21 protein-coding genes are annotated in these 21174 nt (G+C 57.4%); 4 read left to right on the top strand and 17 right to left on the bottom strand.

Going from position 1 to position 21174, the window contains the following annotated elements:
- Positions 1-155: 155 nt before the first annotated feature.
- The 15 genes from QV747_RS12565 to QV747_RS12635 all read right to left on the bottom strand — a co-directional run bounded on the left by QV747_RS12565 (position 156) and on the right by QV747_RS12635 (position 15218).
- Positions 156-1358, bottom strand: a complete 1203-nt coding sequence (locus QV747_RS12565) for an aspartate aminotransferase family protein (protein WP_273431370.1) — start codon at positions 1356-1358, stop codon at positions 156-158.
- Between the two features lie 293 nt (positions 1359-1651).
- On the bottom strand, positions 1652-2068 hold the full coding sequence (locus QV747_RS12570) for a hypothetical protein (protein WP_273431372.1): 417 nt from the start codon (positions 2066-2068) through the stop codon (positions 1652-1654).
- A 25-nt stretch (positions 2069-2093) separates the two neighbouring features.
- Positions 2094-2738 carry a site-2 protease family protein gene (locus QV747_RS12575; RefSeq protein WP_028450900.1) on the bottom strand — a complete coding sequence of 215 codons (645 nt, stop codon included), beginning with the start codon at positions 2736-2738 and terminating at the stop codon, positions 2094-2096.
- An 85-nt stretch (positions 2739-2823) separates the two neighbouring features.
- A complete protein-coding gene (locus QV747_RS12580; RefSeq protein ID WP_028450901.1) occupies positions 2824-3447 on the bottom strand; it encodes an L-threonylcarbamoyladenylate synthase in 624 nt (207 codons plus the stop codon).
- Positions 3448-3460: 13 nt separating this feature from the next.
- Entirely contained in the window at positions 3461-4327 is an 867-nt protein-coding gene (locus QV747_RS12585) for a 3',5'-nucleoside bisphosphate phosphatase (RefSeq protein ID WP_273431375.1), read from the bottom strand.
- Positions 4311-4619 (bottom strand): SemiSWEET transporter, encoded by a 309-nt coding sequence (locus QV747_RS12590; RefSeq protein ID WP_273431377.1) that lies wholly within the window; start codon positions 4617-4619, stop codon positions 4311-4313. The genes QV747_RS12585 and QV747_RS12590 overlap by 17 nt, the downstream gene beginning before the upstream one ends.
- Complete coding sequence (gene cysM / locus QV747_RS12595) at positions 4616-5494, bottom strand: cysteine synthase CysM (RefSeq protein ID WP_273431378.1); 879 nt, start codon at positions 5492-5494, stop codon at positions 4616-4618. The genes QV747_RS12590 and cysM overlap by 4 nt, the downstream gene beginning before the upstream one ends.
- 66 nt (positions 5495-5560) lie before the next feature.
- Positions 5561-5827 carry a hypothetical protein gene (locus QV747_RS12600; protein WP_028450903.1) on the bottom strand — a complete coding sequence of 89 codons (267 nt, stop codon included), beginning with the start codon at positions 5825-5827 and terminating at the stop codon, positions 5561-5563.
- On the bottom strand, positions 5820-6194 hold the full coding sequence (locus QV747_RS12605) for a phage holin family protein (RefSeq protein WP_273431380.1): 375 nt from the start codon (positions 6192-6194) through the stop codon (positions 5820-5822). The genes QV747_RS12600 and QV747_RS12605 overlap by 8 nt, the downstream gene beginning before the upstream one ends.
- Before the next feature lie 12 nt (positions 6195-6206).
- A complete protein-coding gene (locus QV747_RS12610) occupies positions 6207-6509 on the bottom strand; it encodes a YqjD family protein (protein WP_047392114.1) in 303 nt (100 codons plus the stop codon).
- Between the two features lie 375 nt (positions 6510-6884).
- Complete coding sequence (galU, locus tag QV747_RS12615; protein WP_273431523.1) at positions 6885-7760, bottom strand: UTP--glucose-1-phosphate uridylyltransferase GalU; 876 nt, start codon at positions 7758-7760, stop codon at positions 6885-6887.
- Between the two features lie 287 nt (positions 7761-8047).
- Complete coding sequence (ligA, locus tag QV747_RS12620) at positions 8048-10135, bottom strand: NAD-dependent DNA ligase LigA (protein ID WP_273431382.1); 2088 nt, start codon at positions 10133-10135, stop codon at positions 8048-8050.
- A gap of 71 nt (positions 10136-10206) precedes the next feature.
- Complete coding sequence (locus QV747_RS12625; protein ID WP_273431383.1) at positions 10207-11583, bottom strand: cell division protein ZipA C-terminal FtsZ-binding domain-containing protein; 1377 nt, start codon at positions 11581-11583, stop codon at positions 10207-10209.
- A 141-nt stretch (positions 11584-11724) separates the two neighbouring features.
- Positions 11725-12888 (bottom strand): iron-sulfur cluster carrier protein ApbC, encoded by a 1164-nt coding sequence (apbC, locus tag QV747_RS12630; RefSeq protein ID WP_084414796.1) that lies wholly within the window; start codon positions 12886-12888, stop codon positions 11725-11727.
- Between the two features lie 71 nt (positions 12889-12959).
- Positions 12960-15218 (bottom strand): patatin-like phospholipase family protein, encoded by a 2259-nt coding sequence (locus tag QV747_RS12635; protein ID WP_273431385.1) that lies wholly within the window; start codon positions 15216-15218, stop codon positions 12960-12962.
- A 65-nt stretch (positions 15219-15283) separates the two neighbouring features.
- On the opposite strand from QV747_RS12635, the gene QV747_RS12640 reads away from it, so the two are divergent.
- Positions 15284-15955 carry a glycerophosphodiester phosphodiesterase gene (locus tag QV747_RS12640; protein ID WP_273431387.1) on the top strand — a complete coding sequence of 224 codons (672 nt, stop codon included), beginning with the start codon at positions 15284-15286 and terminating at the stop codon, positions 15953-15955.
- A gap of 55 nt (positions 15956-16010) precedes the next feature.
- Here QV747_RS12640 and dut read toward each other — a convergent pair whose 3' ends face one another.
- Both dut and coaBC read right to left on the bottom strand, forming a co-directional pair.
- Positions 16011-16466 (bottom strand): dUTP diphosphatase, encoded by a 456-nt coding sequence (gene dut, locus QV747_RS12645; RefSeq protein ID WP_028450911.1) that lies wholly within the window; start codon positions 16464-16466, stop codon positions 16011-16013.
- A 102-nt stretch (positions 16467-16568) separates the two neighbouring features.
- On the bottom strand, positions 16569-17768 hold the full coding sequence (gene coaBC / locus QV747_RS12650) for a bifunctional phosphopantothenoylcysteine decarboxylase/phosphopantothenate--cysteine ligase CoaBC (RefSeq protein ID WP_273431389.1): 1200 nt from the start codon (positions 17766-17768) through the stop codon (positions 16569-16571).
- A 52-nt stretch (positions 17769-17820) separates the two neighbouring features.
- On the opposite strand from coaBC, the gene radC reads away from it, so the two are divergent.
- From radC to QV747_RS12665, 3 genes are all read left to right on the top strand, one after another.
- Complete coding sequence (radC, locus tag QV747_RS12655) at positions 17821-18495, top strand: DNA repair protein RadC (protein WP_273431391.1); 675 nt, start codon at positions 17821-17823, stop codon at positions 18493-18495.
- A gap of 61 nt (positions 18496-18556) precedes the next feature.
- Positions 18557-19537, top strand: coding sequence for a hypothetical protein (locus QV747_RS12660; RefSeq protein WP_273431393.1), 981 nt, complete (start codon positions 18557-18559; stop codon positions 19535-19537).
- 138 nt (positions 19538-19675) lie between these two features.
- The gene (locus tag QV747_RS12665) at positions 19676-20875 is read left to right on the top strand and encodes a branched-chain amino acid ABC transporter substrate-binding protein (protein ID WP_273431395.1); all 1200 of its coding nucleotides are present in this window, start codon (positions 19676-19678) and stop codon (positions 20873-20875) included.
- Positions 20876-21174: the final 299 nt, after the last annotated feature.

A 21174-nucleotide genomic window follows, 5' to 3' on the forward strand; every position in this document is an offset into this window, starting at 1 on the left:
GGCAGAGCCGAGCCTAGAAATAAGGGCTTGAATCTGCAGCCTTGATGTTCTATCCCCACCCTTCCCGTCCCCTCCTTGAGGGGAGCCTCGCTACGCGAGTGGGGTTTGTCAGCCGCCTCTCCCGCCCTAGGGCGGGTTAGATCAGTTACCAGCGCTTAGCCAAGCAGCTTGGCAATGGCAGCTTCAAAGCGGCTGAGTGCAGTGGCGATTTCTTCGTCGCTAATCACCAGCGAAGGCGCAAAGCGCACCACATTCGGGCCAGCCATCAACACCATCAGGCCTTCTTTCACGGCGGCGTTCAAGACCTCTTTGGCGCGGTCTTTGTAGCCATCGGCCAACACGCAACCAAGCAAGAGGCCCATGCCGCGCACTTCTTTAAACAGCGGATATTTGGCGTTGATGGCTTCTACACCGGCTTTCAGCTGCTGGTGTTTGGTCTTCACGCCTTCCAGCACCGCGGGCGTATTGATTTCGGCCAACACGGCGCCCGCTACGGCGCAGGCCAGTGGGTTACCGCCATAGGTGGTGCCATGCGTGCCCGCCACCAGATGTTTGGCAATGTCGGCCGTGGTCAGCATCGCGCCAATCGGGAAACCGCCACCCAGGCTCTTGGCGCTCGACAGAATATCCGGCACCACGCCGTATTCTTGATAGGCAAACAGTGAACCGGTGCGGCCCATGCCCGATTGCACTTCATCAAAAATCAGGAAGGCATTGTGCTGATTACACAACTCGCGCACGCCTTGCAGAAAAGCCGGATCAGCCGGCAACACGCCGCCCTCGCCTTGAATCGGCTCCAAAATCACGCAAGCAGTGTCATCATCGATCAGCGCTTTGACGCTATCGAGATTGTTGTATTCAAAGTAGGCAATGCCTTCGGGTTTCGGGCCGAAACCATCGGAATACTTTGGCTGGCCACCCACGGTTACGGTGAAGAACGTGCGACCGTGAAAGCTATTTAGCGCCGACAGTACTTTGTGTTTTTTCTCGCCAAAGCGCTCAATCGCCGCGCGCCGCGCCAGTTTCAGCGCCGCTTCATTGGCTTCAGCGCCCGAGTTACAGAAAAACACTTTTTCGGCAAAGGTGCTGGCCACCAATTGCTGCGCCAGCGCCAGCGCCGGCTCATTGGTGTACACGTTCGAGACGTGCCACAGCTTATTCGCCTGCTCGGTCAGCGCCTTCACCAATACCGGATGGCAATGGCCGAGTGAATTCACCGCAATGCCGCCGGCCAGATCAAGATACTCGCGGCCAGCCTGATCCCACACGCGCGAACCCGCACCACGCACGGGCACAAATTCGGCAGGGGCGTAGTTGGGGACCATGTATTGGTCAAAATCGGAGCGGGACAGCGACATAATCAAGTTTCCTTTTCGAACGACGGTTGAACAGCATGCCGACACATGTTAACAGCATCAGGCAAAACACAAAGCGCTTTAGCAGCGCGTGGTGGTGAACTTACTGTTCACCCATAAAAACAATCAGGGCACATATCGTGCTGCGAATGACTGCAATCTGCGGGTAGCTTACCACCCAGCTTGGCGGATAGAACGCGGACAATGCGTGGCATTCGCGCTGTGATTCAGCTAATAAGCCCCACAAATACAGCCATGGGTATATCGCCACACGCAATGAATCAATTAGCTTCTGCCTATTCGCGCGGCGACACATCGCGCACCTGCTGTTGGGCGGCGTCGCGTTCGGCCAGGAGCTCACGTTGTGAGCGCTGCCACGGCTTAATCCCAGCCGGCGGTATTTTATGCGAGCGGGCCAGTAGCATCAGCAAGCCACACAAGATCAGCAACAGCGGCACCTGCACATTGCGCGCTAGCTGCAAATACTGCTGCGCAAACGTGGTGACACCCCCGGCAATCAGCATCGGGCCCAGCACAATCGACGATTTATTCAGCCCTTCCAGCAACAGCACCGACACCCCGGCGGTGATCAGGCCAAGGATGATGATCCAGCTCACGCTGGGCAGCACATCCAGCCGATGCAACAACCACCCCGCGCCAATCACAATCAGCGCCAGCGGCCACAGAATACTGCCTGGTTTACCTTGTGCCATACCCACCTCCGCCCGTAGTTGTCAGCTACATAATCCAGTGAATCAGCTTCATCACCATGCCCATAAATGGCGCCAGAATGGTGCCCAACAGGCCGGTAATCAATAAACCGAGCAAAATGAAAAAGCCGTACGGCTCGATGCGCGCCACCATTTGCGCTTGCGCCGGCGGCAAGATCGACACCAGAATGCGTCCGCCATCCAGTGGTGGCAGCGGCAAGAGATTCAGCACCATCAGAATCACATTGATCTGAATCCCGGCTTGCGCCATCAGCACCAGCGGCAGCTGAAAGCTATTGCCCTGCAAAAACTCGAGCCCGAAGCGGTAGAGTAGCGCCCAGCCAATTGCCATACCCAAATTGGCCAGCGGGCCAGCCGCCGCTACCCAGCGCATATCGTGTTTGGGATTGCGCAAAGCGCCAAAATTCACTGGCACCGGCTTGGCGTAGCCAAACAGAAAACCACCGGGCAGCAATAAACACAGCAGTGGCAAAGCCACGGTACCGATCGGATCGATGTGTTTCATGGGGTTCAGCGTCATCCGCCCCATTAAAAACGCAGTCGGGTCGCCAAAGCGTTTGGCCGCATAGGCATGTGCGGCTTCATGTACGGTGATGGCAAACAGCACCGGCAAGGCCCAGATGGCGATATTCTGGATTAGATTGAGTTCCATACACTTCCCTTGCTTGAGGGTATATCGTTGGGTGGGCTATTTTACGGACTGCTCAGCCTATACCCTAGGTCAGTATTTACACCGTTTACAGCCCAAACGGGCTGAGCGGGCCTTTGCCTTCGCGCAGCACATGCGGATAGTCGTCAGATAAATCCACCACCGTGGTCGGCTCGGTGCCGCAATAGCCGCCTTCGATGACGAGATCGACCGCGTGCTCCAGCTGCTCGCGAATCTCCCAAGCATCGGTCAGCGGGTATTCTTCGCCCGGCAGCATCAGCGTGGTGGAAAGCATGGGCTCGCCCAGCTCGGCCAGCAAAGCCAGCGCGATCGGATGATCAGGCACGCGCAGGCCCACCGTTTGCTTTTTCGGATGCCAGACGCGGCGCGGCACTTCTTTGGTCGCCTGCAAAATAAAGGTGTAGCTACCCGGCGTAGCGGCTTTGAGCATGCGGAAAGTGCGGTTATCCACTTTGGCGTAGCTGCCCAGCTGCGATAAATCGCTACAGGCCAGTGTGAAATGATGCTTGTCATCCAGCTGGCGGATTTTACGAATACGCTCCAGGCCGTCTTTATTATCCAGCGCACAGCCAAAGGCGTAGCACGAGTCGGTGGGATAAACGATCAGCTTGCCGGCGCGCAGCATTTCCACCGCCTGCTTAATCAGGCGTGGCTGAGGGTTTTCGGCGTGAATCGAAAAAAATTGTGACATGGTTATTCCAGTTTCAGTGGGCGCGCGGCAGCGGCCCTAGCATCGGCGCCCAGCGTGTCCACACCGGCTCGCAACCTTCGGGCAAATCAGCATTCAAGCCCGGCTCGCGCGCGCCTTCGCCAGTGGCGTGATAATCGGTGCCGCTGGAGCACAGATAGCCAAATTCCTTGGCCAGATTTTTAAAGCGATGCACATCGGCATGGCCGTGGCTGCCAGACACCACTTCTAGCGCCTCGCCGCCTTGGCGCTTAAATTCGGTCAGCAGCACGCGCATGGTTTCATTGCCCATTTCGTAGCGGCCCGGATGCGCCAGCACCGCCACCCCGCCCGCACCACGAATCCACTCCACCGCCTCATGCAGGCGCGCCCATTCATGCTCCACAAAGCCGGGTTTGCCACGCACCATAAATTGCTTAAACACCGCCTTCATGTCTTTGCAGCGGCCAATTTCAATCAGATAGCGGGCAAAATGTGAGCGGCTGATCATTTCCGGATTATCGGCATATTTGCGCGCGCCTTCCAAAATGCCGGTCAGGCCCAGTTTTTCTAGGCCCGCCGCCATCCGCTCGGCCCGCTCGGCCCGCCCCGAGCGTACTTGCGCCAAGCCGGCCAGCAAGGTTGGATCATCGGCGGCAAAGCCCAGCCCCACCACATGCAGCGTATGCTTACCCCAGCTGACCGAGATTTCCACGCCATTGACAAAGCCCATCCCCAGCTCATCGGCAGTGGCTTTCGCCAGCGCCAAGCCACGGGTATCGTCGTGATCGGTCAGGGCAAATAATTGGCAACCGCGCGCATGGGCGCGGCGCACTACTTCATCGGGCGGCAAGATGCCGTCCGAGATATTGGAATGGCAATGCAAATCAACCGGCGTGGTCATCGGGTTTGGCCTCAGTAGCTGCCGGTGGCCGGCGATCAAAAATCAGCTTCATCACCAGCACGGCGCCAGCCAGAATCAAAGTGATGGTATTGGCCAGATACACAGGCGCCGAGCCAACTAGCAGCCCATACACCAGCCAGAGTGCTACGCCGCTGACAAAAATGCAGTACATCCCCAAGCTAATGTCTTTGGCCGAGCGGCTTTTCCACACCTGCCAGACCTGCGGCACAAAAGAGATGGTGGTGAGCGTGCCAGCCAGCAAACCCAAACCTTCGATCAGCGCGGGGCTCATGCCGGAAACACCCCGGTCGAGAGATAACGATCACCGCGATCGCAAACAATACTGACGATCACTGCGTTTTCCACGGTGGCGGAGAGCCGCAAGGCGGCCGCCAAAGCGCCCCCCGAGGAAATCCCGGCAAAAATGCCTTCTTCGCGCGCGAGACGGCGGGTCATGGCTTCGGCTTCGGCTTGCTCGACTTCCAGCACCTGATCAATCAGCGAAAAATCGCAGATTTTGGGTACATAGTCGGCCGGCCATTTACGAATACCCGGAATTAGCGCGCCATCGCACGGCTGTACGCCCACAATCTGGATCGCCGGGTTTTGTTCTTTCAGATAGCGCCGCGTGCCCATGATGGTGCCAGTGGTGCCCATGCTGGAAACAAAATGCGTTATCGTGCCGGCGGTGTCGCGCCAGATTTCCGGGCCGGTGGTTTCGTAATGCGCCAGTGGATTGTCTGGGTTGGCAAATTGATCGAGCAACAGGCCTTGCCCAGCTGCCACCATGGCCTCGGCCTGATCGCGGGCGGCTTCCATTCCCTCGGTCAGGATTACCTCGGCGCCGTAGGCTTTCATGGTTTGTATCCGCTCGATGCTGGAGTTTTTCGGCAACAGCAGCACCATGCGGTAGCCCATCATTGCCGCCGCCATCGCCAGTGCGATACCGGTATTGCCGCTGGTGGCTTCGATCAGCGTGTCGCCAGGCTGAATATCGCCGCGCGCCTCGGCATGGCGGATCATCGACAGCGCGGGCCGGTCTTTCACCGAGCCGGCCGGATTATTGCCTTCTAGCTTGACCAGAATGGTATTGCTGGTATTGCCCGGCAGGCGTTTGAGTTTTACCAGCGGGGTGTTCCCGACGAAATCTTCCAGATATTTAAACATGCAAGCGTCTACTCCATAGCTGGCATGATTATACGCAAGCTAGGGGATACGCGATGATGAGGATGATTATTTATTCCGCAACAGCCGCGCCACCGCCAACACGACGCCCATCAACTTGGCCCCACGCCCCAGCGCCGACCACAGCGGGCGCTGGCGCCCCCAGTGCGCAAGGCCACGCAGTAGCAGAGACCACAGCTGGCCATTGCCCGCGGCCGAACGCAGCAACTCTGCCGGCTGCGCCTGCGCGCGGAGCTGGGTTTGCAGCTGCAAACGATGTAACTGCGCTTGATAACACAGATGCAGTTTTTGCTGTTCGCGTAGCCTGTTACTCATCGGCGGCCTCCGCAGGCGGACGGCTAAACAGCTGCGCCAAAAGTTGTTTATCTTGGGCAAACTCGGCCGTGGTTAAGGGAAACGGCTGGCTTGCCTCAGCTTGCAGGCGGCGCAGCCACAGCCAAGCCACCAGCCCCAACCCCAGAAACAGCACGGCAAAGATGGCTGAGATCACGATTCGATAAGACCAAAAACCAAACAACAGCAGCAGGCCAAAGAAACACAAACCCAGCAAGAGCGCCAGAGCGGCCGCGATGGCCAGCCCCACCATCAGCGCCACCCGATCAAGCTCATCACGCAATTCCAGCCCCAAAAGACTCAAGCGCGTAGATAAAAGACCGGCTAGGGCTTCGCGTATCATGGCCATGCTGACTCCTACTTAGCGGCGCGCAACCAGAAAACCGATCAACAAGCCAACCGCCGCACCAATACCCACCGCTTGCCATGGATGCGCATGCACGTATTCATCCGTTTGCTTGGCCGCTTGTTTGGCCTTATCCACCGCCTGGGTTTCTAGCTCAACCAGCCGATGCTTGGCGGTGCGCAAATTGTCGGCGATTTTGGCGTACAGCTGTTTGGCCTCTTCACCCTGCGCGTTGGCTGCTGCCTCGATCAGCTGCGCGGTTTCGCGCAGCGCGTCTTTGGTTTCATCGATTAATTGCGTTTCATGCTGAGCTGCCATGGTATTGCTCCTCTGGGCTAGACGAAAGTTGTCAGCGACTTGAAATCAAAGCGCCAAACTTATGCTAACAAAGCCCCACGCCCCTGCATAGTCAATATTTGCGCCAGCAAAAACAACAGCCCGCCAAGGCGGGCTCAGGCTGCGAACGACGTGGCAGAACAATCTACATCAAGTCTCGGCAAAGCCGAGCCTAGGAAATAAGGCTTTCAATCTGCAGCCTTGATGTTCTGTTCCCACCCCTCCCGTCCCCTCCTTGAGGGGAGCCTCGCTTCGCGAGTGGGGTTGTCATTCATCTGAGCCCGCAAAGGCGGGCTGTTGCATAACATTTCAGCCGTGGGCACACACCCAGCTGGCCTTCAATGTGCGGTACTAAACTTAAAATGTTTTGCAGAAGTCTTTCATATACGCGGTAAATTCGGCACCCACCTCGTGGTGTTTCAGGCCCAATTCTACCGTTGCTTTCAGGAAGCCAATTTTGCTACCGCAATCGTAACGCGTACCTTCCAGCTTATGCGCCAGAATATGCTGTTCTTGCATCAGCGCAAAAATCCCGTCGGTCAGCTGGATTTCGCCACCTTTACCTGGCTGTACATGCTGCAGATGGTGAAAAATGCGTGGCGTCAGAATATAACGACCCACTACGGCCAGATTCGATGGGGCTTCTTCTGGTTTTGGTTTTTCCACGATATTGTTGACCCGCAGGCGATTCGCGCTTGGGTTTACTTCTACAATCCCGTAGCTGCCGGTTTCCTCATGCGCTACTTCTTCCACCCCCAGCACCGAGCAGTGGGTATCGTCGAACAAATCGACCATGCGTTTCATCTCCGAAACGCCATGCCCATCGATCAGGTCATCGGCCAGAATCACGGCAAAAGGCTCATCACCAACGACCGGCTTGGCGCACAATACCGCGTGCCCCAGACCCAGCGCTTCTGGCTGGCGGATATAAATGCAGGTTACAGATTTCGGGATAATGCCGCGCAGCACTTCCAGCAATTTGGTTTTTTGCTTGGCTTCCAGATCGGCTTCGAGCTCACCCGCTTTATCAAAGTGATCTTCAATACTGCGTTTGTGCCGGCCGGTGATGAAAATCATCTCGGTAATCCCGGCTGCGAGAGCCTCTTCCACCGCATATTGAATCAGCGGCTTATCGACCACCGACATCATTTCTTTTGGGCTGGCCTTGGTGGCGGGCAGAAAACGAGTACCCATCCCGGCAACCGGGAATACGGCTTTACGAATCTTTTGCATGCTGCTTCCTTGCTGTGATTGAAGGTCACCCAGCAAACCCAGACGCAGGGCCGCGCCCATCACCTGATCGGTTTGCTTGGTATTGAGTTCATCGCCCCATTGCGAGACCGCCGAACGACCAAGCCCAAGGGCTTCGGCCAAACGGATCTGACTACCAAAAAGGCGGAGGGCTTCTGTCTTTCGCATAGCTTGCATGTTCAATTAAATGAACACCCAAGTCAACCCCCTTCACAAAAGATTAATTGTTTAAAAAATTAAACAATTAATCTACCTCACTCCTGCCCACCTCACTCACTCGCTTCAGCCAGCAGTACGCGCAGCGCCGCTTCGTCCAAAATGGCCACTCCTAAGCTCTGGGCCTTTTCCAGCTTGCTGCCGGCAGCTTCCCCAGCCAGCAGATAATCGGTTTTTTTCGACACACTGCCCGCTACCTTCGCGCCGGCGGCTTCAAGCAAAGCTTTAGCTTCATCGCGACTCAAGCTAGGCAACGTGCCGGTAATCACCACGGTTTTGCCAGCCAGCGCGCCATCGGCTCGCCGCGCCTCAATCGCCGGCCAATGCAGGCCAACAGCCAGCAACTGCGCCACCACTTCGCGATTATGTGGCTCGGCGAAAAACGCCAGAATCGATTGTGTGACGATGGGGCCAATATCATTGACTGCTTGCAAGGCGTCCGCATCGGCCGCCATCAGCGCATCGAGCGAAGCAAAATGCTGGGCCAGATCTTTGGCCGTAGCTTCGCCCACATTGCGAATGCCCAGCGCATAGATCAGCCGCGGCAAGGTAGTGGCTTTGCTGGCTTCAATGGACTCGAGCAAATTACGCGCCGATTTTTCGGCCATGCGCTCCAGCCCGGCCAACTGCTCAAGGGTTAGCCGATATAGATCGGCTGGGGTTTTAACCAATTCCTGCTCGACCAATTGCTCAATCAGCTTGTCGCCCAAGCCTTCGATATCCAGCATGCGCCGGCCAGCAAAGTGCTTGAGCGCTTCTTTACGCTGCGCCGAACAAAATAGCCCGCCCGTGCAGCGCACCCGTGCTTCGTCTTCTTCGCGGACAGTCTTGCTGCCACACACCGGGCAACTGGGGTACAACTCTAAAATCCGATACGGCGGATATTGCGGCTCGCGCTGTGGGCTAAATAAATCCGCCCCCGGTACGTCCTGCATCGGGCGGCGCTCCAGCACCACCGACACCACTTCCGGGATCACATCGCCAGCGCGGCGCACCACCACGGTATCGCCCACCCGCACGTCTTTACGATCGATTTCATCCTGATTGTGCAGCGTGGCATTGGTGACGGTTACTCCGCCAACAAACACCGGCTGTAGTCGCGCCACTGGCGTGAGCGAGCCGGTACGCCCGACCTGAATATCGATGGCCTCCACGATGGTGAGCGCCTCTTGCGCCGGGTATTTATGCGCCACCGCCCAGCGCGGCTCGCGACTGCGAAACCCCAGCTGCGCTTGTTGGGCCAGCGAATTGACTTTGTACACCACCCCGTCAATTTCAAACGGCAAGTTATCGCGCAGCGCGGCCACGCGGGCATGAAACGCCGCCAATCCTTCGCCACCCTGCACCACTTCACGAATCTCACACACCGGAAAGCCAAACGCCTGCAAAGCATCCAATGTACCGGCATGGGTATCTGGCTGCGCAGCCCAACCAACAACCTCGCCCAGTCCATACCCATAGAAAGACAAAGGCCGCTGCGCGGCAATAGCCGGATCAAGCTGCCGCACTGCCCCAGCGGCGGTATTGCGCGGGTTCACAAAGGTTTTTTCACCGGCGGCCAATTGCCGCTCATTCAGGCGGGCAAAATCATCACGGCGCATATACACCTCGCCACGCACTTCAAGTACCGCCGGCGCTTCACCACGCAAGCGCAGCGGGATCTGACCGATGGTGCGGATATTTTGCGTCACATCTTCGCCAGTGGCCCCATCCCCACGGGTGGCGGCCTGCACCAACAGGCCATGTTCGTAGCGCAGATTAATCGCCAACCCATCAAATTTGAGCTCGGCGGCATAGGCAATTGCCGGCTCAAGCGGCAATAAATCCAGCTCTTTGCGCACACTGACATCAAAGGCCAGCGCCCCGGCGGCGGTGACATCGGTTTCGGTACGGATCGACAACATCGGCACCGCATGCGTCACTGGTGCAAATTCCGGCAATGGCTTGCCGCCCACGCGCAAAGTGGGCGAATCGGGCGTTTGCAACTCGGGGTGCGCCAGCTCAAGCGCTTGCAAGGCCTGAAACAGCCGGTCGTATTCGCTATCGGGCACGCTGGGCGCATCCAGCACATAATATTCATGCGCATATTGATTGAGCTGCGCTCGCAGTTGGGCGGCCTGTGCCTGCACTTCGGAAGTCATTTTTCTGCACCTCAAAACAGCAACGCCGCTCAAGAGCGGCGTTGATCAATTCATCTTTATCGCTAAAAAACTCAGGCAAACAGCCGCAGTGCCACCACCGAGCCGGGCGCAATGCCGCGATCATCCATGCTGGCATACAGCTCGGCCAGTTGGCGGCGGATATTGGCAAGACTCTGTGGATTCAGCACTTTGCCATTGTCGTCCACCAGCGGCAGATTCAGCGCTTGCGACAGGCTTTGCGCAAATTCGGTCAGGTAATCAAATACCGCAATCCCGCCCGCAACCCGCGGCACATCAAACAGCAAACTCAGGCCCATTGAAGTGGCCATCAGCGGGGTTTGATCCTGATTGGCAAGCACAAACAAGGTTTTGCCCGAATCGCTACGGTATTGGAACGTGCCATCATTGGCGCGCACGAGGCCCGCATTTTCCGCATGAATACGCACTTTTTCCATCGGAATCGGGCGCTGCCCGGCCGGCAGATTCAGCCCGATCAACACATCAACCGACGCACAGAATTCATCCAGATCACGCGCTGCGCCCAGCTTGGCCGAGCGTTGCGGGAAAGTCACGACGGCTTCATGCTCATCGGCAAATTGCTGCACGCCCATGCAGAAGGCATTGAGCGTTTCTTGGGTAATCGGGCCTTGGCGATCGGCCATTTGCAGGCCGGCGCGCAGTTCCAGATAGCGATTACGGCTAGTGCTGGTTACTACTTCCCACTGATCAAGCTGATTTAAGCCAATCACCTGCACGCGTTTATTAGCCGGAAATGGCGGCACTTCGCTCGCGGCAATCGCCGTGCCGGCATGAATCTCGGCAATAAAATCCACCGCCGGATCAATCAGGCTGGTGACCAGCATGCCATCATCGGCTTCGTCCAGCGCGCTTAAATTCAGCACCGGCGCAGCGGCGGGAGCTGTGTAACTGGGGGCCGCAGGGGCGCTGTAGCTCGCAGCCACTGGCTGCACCGGCTCTGGGCGGCTGGCAACTAATACCGGCTCAGGGGCGAATTGGCGGTCCTGCGCCTCTTCTACCGGCTGGATAACCGGGGTATAGCCCTCAGGCTTAGCGCGGTATTGCTCTTGCTGCAGATACTGTGGGCGGTATCCGGGTGGCAAATCAGGAATGTCATCCGGCATATCGTCGTCGTAGCGCGCTTTGGCGGGCGCTTCGGTATTGAGCTCGGGCACATCATATTCGGTGCTTGGTGGCTCAGTCACCGGCTCGGCCACTCGCGCAGGCGTATCGAGCACCGGCTCAAGGCGCTGGCTTTCGCCCTGGCGCACGACATTTTTCGGGGTATTGATCAGGACATCATCCTGATTGCGGGCAAATGCTTTGTTGGCCTGCTTTTTGTAGCGATACTCTTGCCACTGGTTATAGGCAAATACTGCGCCAACAAATGCGCCGGCGATGATTAGCGCGCCCAATTGCGTGTCGGTCATCGTGTTATGTCTCAGCTAGCCCGTTTGGGCTTGTTCTTGTTGTATCCTGTGGCGTGATTCACAGCCATCTTGGCCATTCACGCAACAGGATACCAGACTTGCCGGCTCGCAGCCTATCGCTGCGGCTTACTTTGACCGAAATTATGTACTTTGAATGACGATTTTCGGGAATTTGCTGGAGAAATCCTGCGCCTTCGCCGCCACTTTAACCGCTACCTTGCGGGCAATCTGCTTGTAAATTGCCGCAATTTCGCCATCGGGCTGCGCCACCACCGTGGGGCGGCCTTCATCGGCATGCAGGCGGATGGATAAATCCAGCGGCAGCTTGCCAATCAGCTCGGTACCATATTCAGCGCCCATCTTCTCGCCGCCGCCTTCACCAAAAATCGGCTCCGCATGCCCGCAATTACTGCAGATATGCATGCTCATATTCTCGACAATACCCAAAATCGGCACGCCGACTTTTTCAAACATTTTCAGGCCCTTGCGCGCATCCAAGAGGGCAATGTCTTGCGGCGTGGTCACAATCACCGCGCCAGTCAGCGGCACTTTCTGGCTCAGCGTGAGCTGAATATCGCCAGTACCCGGTGGCAGGTCGATCACCAGATAATCCAGTTCGCCCCACTCGGTGTCGTGCAATAGCTGGGTGAGCGCCTGCGTGACCATCGGGCCGCGCCACACCATCGGCTGCTCCGGGTCGATCAGAAAACCGATCGACATATTGCGCACGCCATGCTGATCAATCGGTTTGATGTGTTTATTGTCGTCCGATTCGGGATGCTGGCCGGCTACGCCCATCATTTGTGGCTGGCTCGGGCCGTAAATATCGGCATCGAGCAAGCCCACTTTGGCGCCTTCTGCCGCCAGCGCCAGCGCCAGATTGGCCGACGTGGTCGATTTACCCACCCCGCCCTTGCCCGAGGCCACGGCAATGACGTTTTTAATGCCTTTCAACAGCGGAATACCGCGCGCCACGCTGTGCGCCACAATCTGGCTGCTGACTTTGACTTCGGTTTTCACCACCCCCGGAATCGCCGCCAAGGCCGTCGCCACTTGCGCTTCGCGTGCCGCAAACTGGCTTTGCGCCGGATATCCCAGCACTAAATCCAGCGACACCACTCCTGCATCGCAGCTGAGATTTTTCACATTTTTGCTGCTCAGATAATCCTTGCCCGTGTCTGGATCGATCAGGGTGGCTAAAGTCTGGCGAACGCTGTCCAGCAGCGGATGAGTGGCGGTATCAGTCACGGCAGGTGTTCCTGTTTCGGCCGGGGCTTTACCCAGCCAGCGATCAAAAATAGACATAGTCATTCGGTAAAACGGTAGCCCGCAATAGATCAGGGCGGGCGGCGTCATTACAAGAGGATGTCATAGGCTTAGAACTGTTTACCCAGCATAAAGTACAAGGTGGCCTGGTTATTGTCGCCATAGCTCGCCCCCAGATACACCGGCCCCATAAAGCTGTCGTAGGCCAGATACGCCACCGCACTGAACATCGTATCGCCGGCAATAAAGTCAAAGGCATCAAAGTTTTTACCGAATTCCAACCCCAGCCCCCAATACGAACCGGTCAGCCAGCTCGTGGGCTGATAATACTGCCATGAGGCATACAGGAAGCGATTGGTCAGCCGCTCTTGGTAGCCATAGCTGGACATATTCAAAAAGCCGCCGAGCCAGCGGATATCGGTATACAGCGGTGCATTGCCCGTGGTTTCCTGCCCGCGCAGCGTCAGCTGCCACGCGCCTTTGCCCATCGGGCGCGCCATGCGGTATTCGGCAAATAGACGGGTATAGTCTTCAAAGCTACCAGGGCTGTCTTTTAGCGAGACATACCCCTGCAGATTGAGATACTGACCTTCTTTCGGGAAAAAATAATTATCCAGCTGATCGTAATGCAGGCTAAGCCGCAGGCCATAATCGCGCCCTCTATCATCATCCAGCGCGCCCAGCCCGACTTGTTTAGTGAGGCGATAATCGTTGAACACCGCCCCAAGCCGCAGCTCGCCGTATTTGGTCAGCGTCGAGCCCAAATCCACGCCGAAACTATTGCGCTGCACCGAATAACTGGCAATCGGCTCGCCACCGAGCCACAAATCAATCGGCTGATCCCGCAGCTGCAAATAGGGCGACAAAAACACCAGCCCATCCAGCTGCAACGGCTGATAAAACTCGCTCTGCAAGACTTGGCTCGAGCCCAGTTTCACCAGCGTTTTCCATTCGGCGCCCAAAGAATTCATCCAGGTGCGGCGATATTGGGCGCTAAAGCTCCACGGGGTGGAATTACGAAAATCCGAACCAAAGCCCAGCCCCAGATTCAGATAATTGGGCCCCCAGCTTTTCTCGATGGGCAATACGGTAAGCTCATCACCCTGCCCGGCCGGATCGCGGGTTAGCTCGTAATCCAGCTGCGAAAAGTCGCCACGTGCGTACACGCGCGACAGATTATTTTGAAATTCGGCGATATCCAGCGGCTCGTTCAGCGGTACATCCAGCTCTTTTTTCACCACTTCCGGGTTCACATGCACGCTGTCTTTCACCTTCACGGCCAACACCGGCTTGGATTGCAGATGTTGCCCCACCCGCTGGGCATCCCAAGCGGCGTATTCGTCGGCCGGTAAGGCATAGCGCTGTAGCTGGCTGAGCACTTTCAGTGTGGCCAGCTCGCCCGCATTAATCAGCTCGGCCGATTTTTTAAAATCGCTGGATGAGAGATTGCCCAGCGCTGGCGAAATCAGCACATCATCGGCGGTGAGGGATTCAAGCTGCGGCTTTACGTTTTGAATCATCATCAACCGCGTGTATTGATCGGCAAACGACAGCACGCTGGTGAGCTCATCGCGGTGCAAGGGCTCAGAGCCGACATCAATTGCAATCACCACATCGGCGCAGGTTTGCCGCGCCACATCCACCGGTACATTGCGCACCAAGCCGCCATCGACCAGCAAGCGCTCGCCTTGCAATACCGGCGGAAACAATCCAGGCACCGCCATACTGGCGCGCATGGCGGTCACCAGATCGCCCTCTTTAAACACCACCATTTCACCGGTGGCCAGATCAGTGGCAATCGCCCGATATGGGATCGGCAGCGCGTCAAAATTGGCTGCGGTGCCGGCAAAAGTCAGGTCGCGCAGGAAAAACTCGATTTTCTGCGTGCTGATCGCGGCGTTGGGCAGTTTGACTTGCAGATCATCGCCAATGCCCAGCTCCAGCGGGATCAGCGCCAGCGCGTCATCCTGTTTTTTGCGATAAGAACTCACCTGCCGTGGCAGGGTGGATGACAAAAGGTCATCCCAATTGGCTTTGCCAACCCGTGCGGCCATGTCGTCCGGCGTGCGGCCGGCGGCATAGGCGGCGCCCACCAGCGAGCCGATACTGGTTCCCACCACACAATCGATCGGAATGCGATTATCCTGCAGCACTTTTAGCGCCCCGATATGCGCAAAGCCGCGCGCGCCGCCACCCCCGAGCACCAGCCCGATGCGGGGGCGCTGACCTTTGGCCGCCCAGGCCGGTGCGCTGGCATTGTTACTGCCCTTGCTGGTGGGCTGTGGTTCTTGCGCGTGGGTCGGTGCTACACTGGCGCCGAGCGCGCAGAGCAGCGAAAGCAAAGCCATCCAAGGCCGGCGTGCCATCATTGCAAATTCCTGATCGTCATTTTTCTTCGCTGCGGCTTTTTACCGCAGCTTCGAGTGTACCCGACATGTATTTCATTGCGCATCGCGGTTGGACCCGCAGTCATCCCGACAACACTTTGGCCGCGTTTGCCGCAGCCTGGGCCGCCGGGATGGCAGGCTTTGAGACCGATATCCGAGTTGATCGCGATGGGCAGGCGATTTTGTTTCATGACCGCACCGCCGCCAACGGCGCCTTGGTGAGTGAGCTCAGCCAGCAAGAACTCAGCGAGATTCAAGGCTACGCCGTGCCGAGCCTCGCGGATGCGCTGGCGGCTTTCCCGCAGGCATTCTGGAATCTGGAACTCAAATCGGCCGATAGCCTACCGGCTACGCGCACGGTGCTGGCCAACTTGGCGCAGCCCTTTCATGGCCTGATCAGCTCTTTTCACCACCCGCTGATCCTGACACTGGCGCGCGAAACGCGCCTACCTTGCGCCCTGTTGCTGGCCAATGCGCCGGTGCGCACGATTGGCCTCTTTACCATGCTGGCCACCGTACCCCGCGCCGTCGGGCTGGTCTTTGATTATGAAATCGCCAGCGCGGCGCAAATTAGTGAACTGAGCCGCAATCAGGTGCCCTGCTGGCTGTATGGCGTACAACACCCAAGCGAATATGCGGCAGTGCTGGGCTGGCCGCTGGCGGGCTTGATTAGCGATCAAACCGAGCAACTACCGGGCTTGAGCCCCCGCCCCGCCTAAGCAGCCCGCCAGCGTTGCTGGCCAGCTGGCGCGTGGATGCGAATGGGGCACGAGTTTATTGCTTGCCGGTGCTACCAAAGCCGCCTTCGCCGCGGCTAGAGGCGCCAAATTCATCCACCAGATTAAAGCCCACCTGCACCACCGGCACAATAATCAGCTGGGCAATCCGCTCCAGTGGCTGGATGGTAAAGCTGCTGCTGCCGCGATTCCATACCGACACAAACAGCTGGCCTTGGTAATCCGAATCGATCAGGCCCACCAGATTGCCCAGCACGATACCGTGCTTATGGCCTAGCCCCGAGCGCGGCAAAATCATGGCCGCCAGGCTCGGGTCATCAAGGTGAATCGCCATCCCGGTCGGGATCAGCGTGGTGGCGCCAGGTGCCAGCTCTAGCGGCGCATCAAGGCAGGCGCGCAGATCGAGCCCAGCCGAGCCTGGCGTGGCATAGGCGGGCAAATTGTCATGCAGGCGTTGATCGAGAATTTTGACATCAATGACGGGTTGGCTCATTACGATACTCCAGCGAGGTATTCACCTCAAAATCAATAAATTCATGGATTAGCCGGCAATACCCATGCGAAATAGTGCAGTAGATATTTGGCGGGCCAGCACTTAGTCGCGGCGATATTCCGGCAGCAACCGCGCAATATGCGCCACCAGCTTGCGGGCGATTTCGATTTTAGGCGCCGAATGCAGGCGGGTTTCGCCATGATCATCCAGCAGCACCACTTCATTGGTATCCGCCCCGAAAGCGGTTTGCACCAGATTGGCCACCAGCAGCGGCAGTTTTTTACGCTGGCGCTTGGCTTCGGCATACTCCAGCAGGTTTTCCGATTCGGCCGCAAAGCCGACACAGAATGGCGGCTGCTCGCGGGCGGAAACCCCCGCGAGGATATCCGGGTTTGGCGCTAATTCCAGCGTGAGAATATGCGCGTCTTTTTTGATTTTCTGCTCGGAAGGATTGAGCACGTAATAATCAGCCACCGCCGCCACGCCAATGAAAATATCTGTACGCGCCACTTCGGCCTCGACCGCGGCCAGCATTTGCTGCGCCGATTTCACATTGATGCGCCGCGCACCAATCGGCGTCGGCAGGCTGGTTTCGCCCGATACTAGCACCACTTCGGCGCCGGCCTCGTAGGCCGCGCGGGCAATCGCGTAGCCCATTTTACCGCTGCTGACATTGGTGATGCCGCGCACGGCATCAATGCGCTCAAAGGTGGGCCCAGCGGTAATCAGCACGCGCTGGCCACTCAGGGCTTTGGGCTGCAGCGCCGCCTCGAGTAATTCAAACAATTGCTCGGCTTCGAGCATGCGGCCATCACCCACTTCACCGCAGGCCTGCTCGCCATGCCCGGGCCCAAGAATGGCGACACCATCGGCTTTTAATTGCGCGATATTGCGCTGATTGGGCGGGTTTTCCCACATTTGCCGATTCATCGCCGGCGCTACCAGCAGTGGGCAATCGCGCGCGGCCAGCAAGGTAGTCAGCAAATCATCGCACAAGCCATTGGCGAGCTTGGCCAGCAGATCAGCCGAAGCGGGCGCCACCAGCACCGCTGCCGCGCCGCGGGTGAGATCAATGTGCGGCATATTATTCGGCCGGCGCGGATCCCACTGATCCGTGTAGACCAGATTGCCACTCAGGGCTTGAAAGGTTACGGGGCCGACGAAGTGGGTGGCCGCTTCGGTCATCACCACATGCACATCGTAGCCGGCCTTCACGAGCAAGCGAGTGAGCTCGGCCGATTTATACGCCGCCACCCCGCCGCTCACGCCCAGCACGATTTTTTTCTTTGGATTCGGGCTCACGTCCTGCGCGCCTTTTGCTAGAAAGAATCGTCTAGTTTACCGAAAAAAGCCCATGTCGATCAGCGATTGGCCCAGCGAAAGTCGCCCGCGCGAGAAATTGTTGCAGCGCGGCGCCAGCGCCCTTAGCGATGCCGAGCTCTTGGCGATCTTTTTGCGGGTGGGCTTGCCCGGCAAATCGGCGGTGGAGCTCGCGCAAGATTTACTCAGCCATTTTGGCTCGCTGCAGGCTCTGTTTGCCGCCAGCCTGAGCGATTTTGCGCCGATTGCCGGCGTGGGTGCCGCCAAATACGCGCAGCTACAAGCGGTGCTGGAAATGAGCCGCCGTGCGCTGAGCGAAGAGCTAGCCCAGCGCGATACCTTGCATAATCCAGCCGCCGTGCGCGATTTGCTGCGTTTGCGGCTGCGCGGCTTGGCGCAGGAAGAATTTCATGTCTTGCTACTCGACAGTGGCTACCGACTGATCCGCGCCGAGGTACTCAGCAAAGGCACCCTTGCGCAAACCCATGTTTATCCGCGCGAACTCGCCCGACTGGCACTGCAATACCATGCCGCGGCGGTGATTGTGGCGCACAACCACCCCAGCGGGCAGGCCGAGCCTTCGGCTGCCGATCTGCAGCTCAGCCGCCAATTACAAGCCGCGCTGCAGCTCTTGGATATCCAGCTTCTGGATCATTTCATCGTTGCCGCTCATCAGGTGGTGTCCCTGGCCGAACGCGGCGCGCTATAACTCGCGGCTAGGCTGCCGATAGCGCTGATAGGGCCATATCGCCGCCCCAGCGGAGCCGACCATGCGTATCACCGATAGCCAACTGCAATTGAGTGCCCAGCGCCAATTTAGCCAGCAGCGCAGTGAAAAATTATCGCTGCAATATCAACCCCCACGGCCCAGCACCCCCGCCAGCAGCACGGTCGATATCTCCGCCCCGGCCCGCGTGCAGGAAGAATTACAAGCAGCCATCGATAATGACCCACGGCTCAAGCTGATACGCTCGCTTTTGGAAATCATGCTCGGCGAATCGATTACCCTCACCGAGTATCACCCTAAAGATCAATCCAAACCAAGTACCGATAGCAATACCCCCACCACCTTAGATGAAGGCGGTTTTATTCTGCATTACGCCGCCGAGGAACAAGAACAGGAAAGCACCCAGTACGCCGCCAGCGGCACCATTGAAACCAGCGATGGCATGCACATCAGCTTTAGCGCCGAATTAAGCCTCAGCCGGCAATTTCAGCGCAGCGTCACGCTGGATGTCGCCACCGGCAGCGCTGCGCGGCCGAAAAAAGACCCCTTGGTGCTCAACTACGCCGCACCAGCAGCAACACTTAGCCCGCAGACTTTCCAGTTCGATCTGGATCAGGATGGCCGCCGCGAGAACATCAGCCTGCTTAATCACGGCAGCGCGTATCTGGCGCTCGATCGCAATCAGGATGGCAAAATCAATCATGGTGGCGAGCTATTTGGCGCGAAAAGCGGCAATGGCTTTGCCGATCTCGCCCAGTTTGATCAAGACCGCAATGGCTGGATTGATGAAGACGACGCCGTATTTGGCGAGCTGAAACTCTGGCTTAAAGACGCCAGCGGCAACGATCAATTGCAATCGCTGGCGCAGGCCCAGATTGGTGCACTGTATCTGGGCTACGCCAAAGCCGATTTTGATTTGAATGACGGCCAAAACCGCAATCTAGGGCAGCTGCGCGCCAGTGGCATTTACCTGCGCGAAAATGGTCAGGCCGGCAGCCTGCAGCAGCTTGATCTCAGCGTTTAAAACAATTTCAATCAATCACTTACAGCCATCTACAGGAATACCCCAGTATTTATTTTGCATACGTCCTCGCAAGATAAGCGCACGCAGGTGCCGTGCGTCTGCCCACACCACTGAATACGCTTGGACTCGATTCCCATCATGAAAAAAATTGCTGCCTACAGCCTGATTGCAGCCGCCATTACCGGCCTTGCTGCGTGCAAACAACAAACCCAAACGCCAGCGGCCGATGCCAGCGCGCCACAAGCGGCCGCCGAAACCACGACCGACGTAATCAAGATCGGCCATGTGGCCGCCCTGACCGGTCCTGCGGCGCACTTTGGTAAAGACAATGAAAACGGCGTGAAGCTGGCGATCGACGAGATCAACGCGGCAGGCGGCGTAGACATCGGCGGCAAGAAAATGAAGCTGGAAATGCTGTCGGAAGATGATCAGGGCGATCCGAAAACCGCAACGACCGTGGCGCAGCGCTTTGTCGATCAAAAAGTGGCAGGCGTAATTGGCCACATGAATTCAGGCACGACGATTCCTGCCTCGAAAATTTACTCCGATGCCGGCATTGCGCAGATTTCCCCCTCGGCCACCGCGGTGGCCTACACCGCACAAGGCTTTAAAACCGCCTTCCGCGTGATGGCCAATGATGCGCAGCAAGGTAAAGTGTTGGGCGAATATGCCGTGAAACTGGGCGCGAAAAAAATCGCTATCGTGGATGACCGTACCGCCTATGGTCAGGGCTTGGCTGATGAATTTGAAAAAGCCGCCAAAGCGGCTGGCGCGCAAATCGTTAAACGCGAATTCACCAGCAACAACGAAACCGACTTCAATGCCCTGCTGACCGGCATTAAGGGCACCCAGCCTGATCTGATTTTCTACGGTGGCATGGATGCGCAAGCGGCGCCGCTGAAAAAACAAGCCAAAAAACTGGGCATTAACGCCCAGATCATGGGCGGCGATGGCGCGCAAACCCCTGAATTTATCAAACTGGCTGGTGCCGATGCTGAAGGCATGCTGGCCACAAGCCCAGGCACGCCTAAAGACCAACTCGCTGGCGGCAAAGCATTCTTGGATAAATTCAAAGCCAAGTTTGGCAATGAAGTGCAGCTGTATTCACCGTATTGCTATGACTCAGTGAAAATCATGGTGCAAGCCATGCAAGAAGCCGGCTCAGCTGAGCCAGCCAAATACCTGCCGAAACTCGCTGCGATCAAATATCAAGGCGTTACTGGCCCGATCAGCTTTGATGCCAAAGGCGATATCAACAATGGCGCGATCACGGTTTACAGCGTGAAAAACGGCAAATGGGAAATCGTAGAAGTGGTTGGTGGCGCCGTGGCGAAATAACCGCCCGCAAGCATTAGCGCTAAAAAAGGGAGCCAGCTGGCTCCCTTTTTTATGGTCATTCGTCGCATTAGTGCAACATTTAGCCACTTTGGCTGTCGCGACAACACCCACCCAAAAACTTACAAACTGCGAAACCATCGCTGGCAGTCCGGTATTTTGCAGCGCAGCTGCGATGCGCCCTCGCGGCCAGTTTTCACCTTACAGTGCTAGCGTTTAAAACTGTTATGGTTGAATTTGCGCACTACTGTTGCGGTGCAACTACAGGATTATCCTTATTCAATGGGCTACATTGCTAAGGG

The organism is uncultured Chitinibacter sp., from assembly GCF_945957625.1.
GTDB lineage: Bacteria > Pseudomonadota > Gammaproteobacteria > Burkholderiales > Chitinibacteraceae > Chitinibacter > Chitinibacter tainanensis.

Excerpts from the sequence above, each read along its gene's own strand:
- QV747_RS12605 (WP_273431380.1), bottom strand. The coding sequence starts at position 6,194 with ATGGCCATGATACGCGAAGCCCTAGCCGGTCTTTTATCTACGCGCTTG.
- QV747_RS12575 (WP_028450900.1), bottom strand. The coding sequence starts at position 2,738 with ATGGAACTCAATCTAATCCAGAATATCGCCATCTGGGCCTTGCCGGTG.
- QV747_RS12585 (WP_273431375.1), bottom strand. The coding sequence starts at position 4,327 with ATGACCACGCCGGTTGATTTGCATTGCCATTCCAATATCTCGGACGGC.
- QV747_RS12590 (WP_273431377.1), bottom strand. The coding sequence starts at position 4,619 with ATGAGCCCCGCGCTGATCGAAGGTTTGGGTTTGCTGGCTGGCACGCTC.
- radC (WP_273431391.1), top strand. The coding sequence starts at position 17,821 with ATGTCGATCAGCGATTGGCCCAGCGAAAGTCGCCCGCGCGAGAAATTG.
- galU (WP_273431523.1), bottom strand. The coding sequence starts at position 7,760 with ATGCAAAAGATTCGTAAAGCCGTATTCCCGGTTGCCGGGATGGGTACT.
- cysM (WP_273431378.1), bottom strand. The coding sequence starts at position 5,494 with ATGTTTAAATATCTGGAAGATTTCGTCGGGAACACCCCGCTGGTAAAA.
- QV747_RS12600 (WP_028450903.1), bottom strand. The coding sequence starts at position 5,827 with ATGAGTAACAGGCTACGCGAACAGCAAAAACTGCATCTGTGTTATCAA.
- QV747_RS12625 (WP_273431383.1), bottom strand. The coding sequence starts at position 11,583 with ATGACCGACACGCAATTGGGCGCGCTAATCATCGCCGGCGCATTTGTT.
- dut (WP_028450911.1), bottom strand. The coding sequence starts at position 16,466 with ATGAGCCAACCCGTCATTGATGTCAAAATTCTCGATCAACGCCTGCAT.
- QV747_RS12665 (WP_273431395.1), top strand. The coding sequence starts at position 19,676 with ATGAAAAAAATTGCTGCCTACAGCCTGATTGCAGCCGCCATTACCGGC.
- QV747_RS12570 (WP_273431372.1), bottom strand. The coding sequence starts at position 2,068 with ATGGCACAAGGTAAACCAGGCAGTATTCTGTGGCCGCTGGCGCTGATT.
- QV747_RS12610 (WP_047392114.1), bottom strand. The coding sequence starts at position 6,509 with ATGGCAGCTCAGCATGAAACGCAATTAATCGATGAAACCAAAGACGCG.
- QV747_RS12565 (WP_273431370.1), bottom strand. The coding sequence starts at position 1,358 with ATGTCGCTGTCCCGCTCCGATTTTGACCAATACATGGTCCCCAACTAC.
- ligA (WP_273431382.1), bottom strand. The coding sequence starts at position 10,135 with ATGACTTCCGAAGTGCAGGCACAGGCCGCCCAACTGCGAGCGCAGCTC.
- QV747_RS12635 (WP_273431385.1), bottom strand. The coding sequence starts at position 15,218 with ATGATGGCACGCCGGCCTTGGATGGCTTTGCTTTCGCTGCTCTGCGCG.
- QV747_RS12580 (WP_028450901.1), bottom strand. The coding sequence starts at position 3,447 with ATGTCACAATTTTTTTCGATTCACGCCGAAAACCCTCAGCCACGCCTG.
- apbC (WP_084414796.1), bottom strand. The coding sequence starts at position 12,888 with ATGTCTATTTTTGATCGCTGGCTGGGTAAAGCCCCGGCCGAAACAGGA.
- QV747_RS12660 (WP_273431393.1), top strand. The coding sequence starts at position 18,557 with ATGCGTATCACCGATAGCCAACTGCAATTGAGTGCCCAGCGCCAATTT.
- QV747_RS12640 (WP_273431387.1), top strand. The coding sequence starts at position 15,284 with ATGTATTTCATTGCGCATCGCGGTTGGACCCGCAGTCATCCCGACAAC.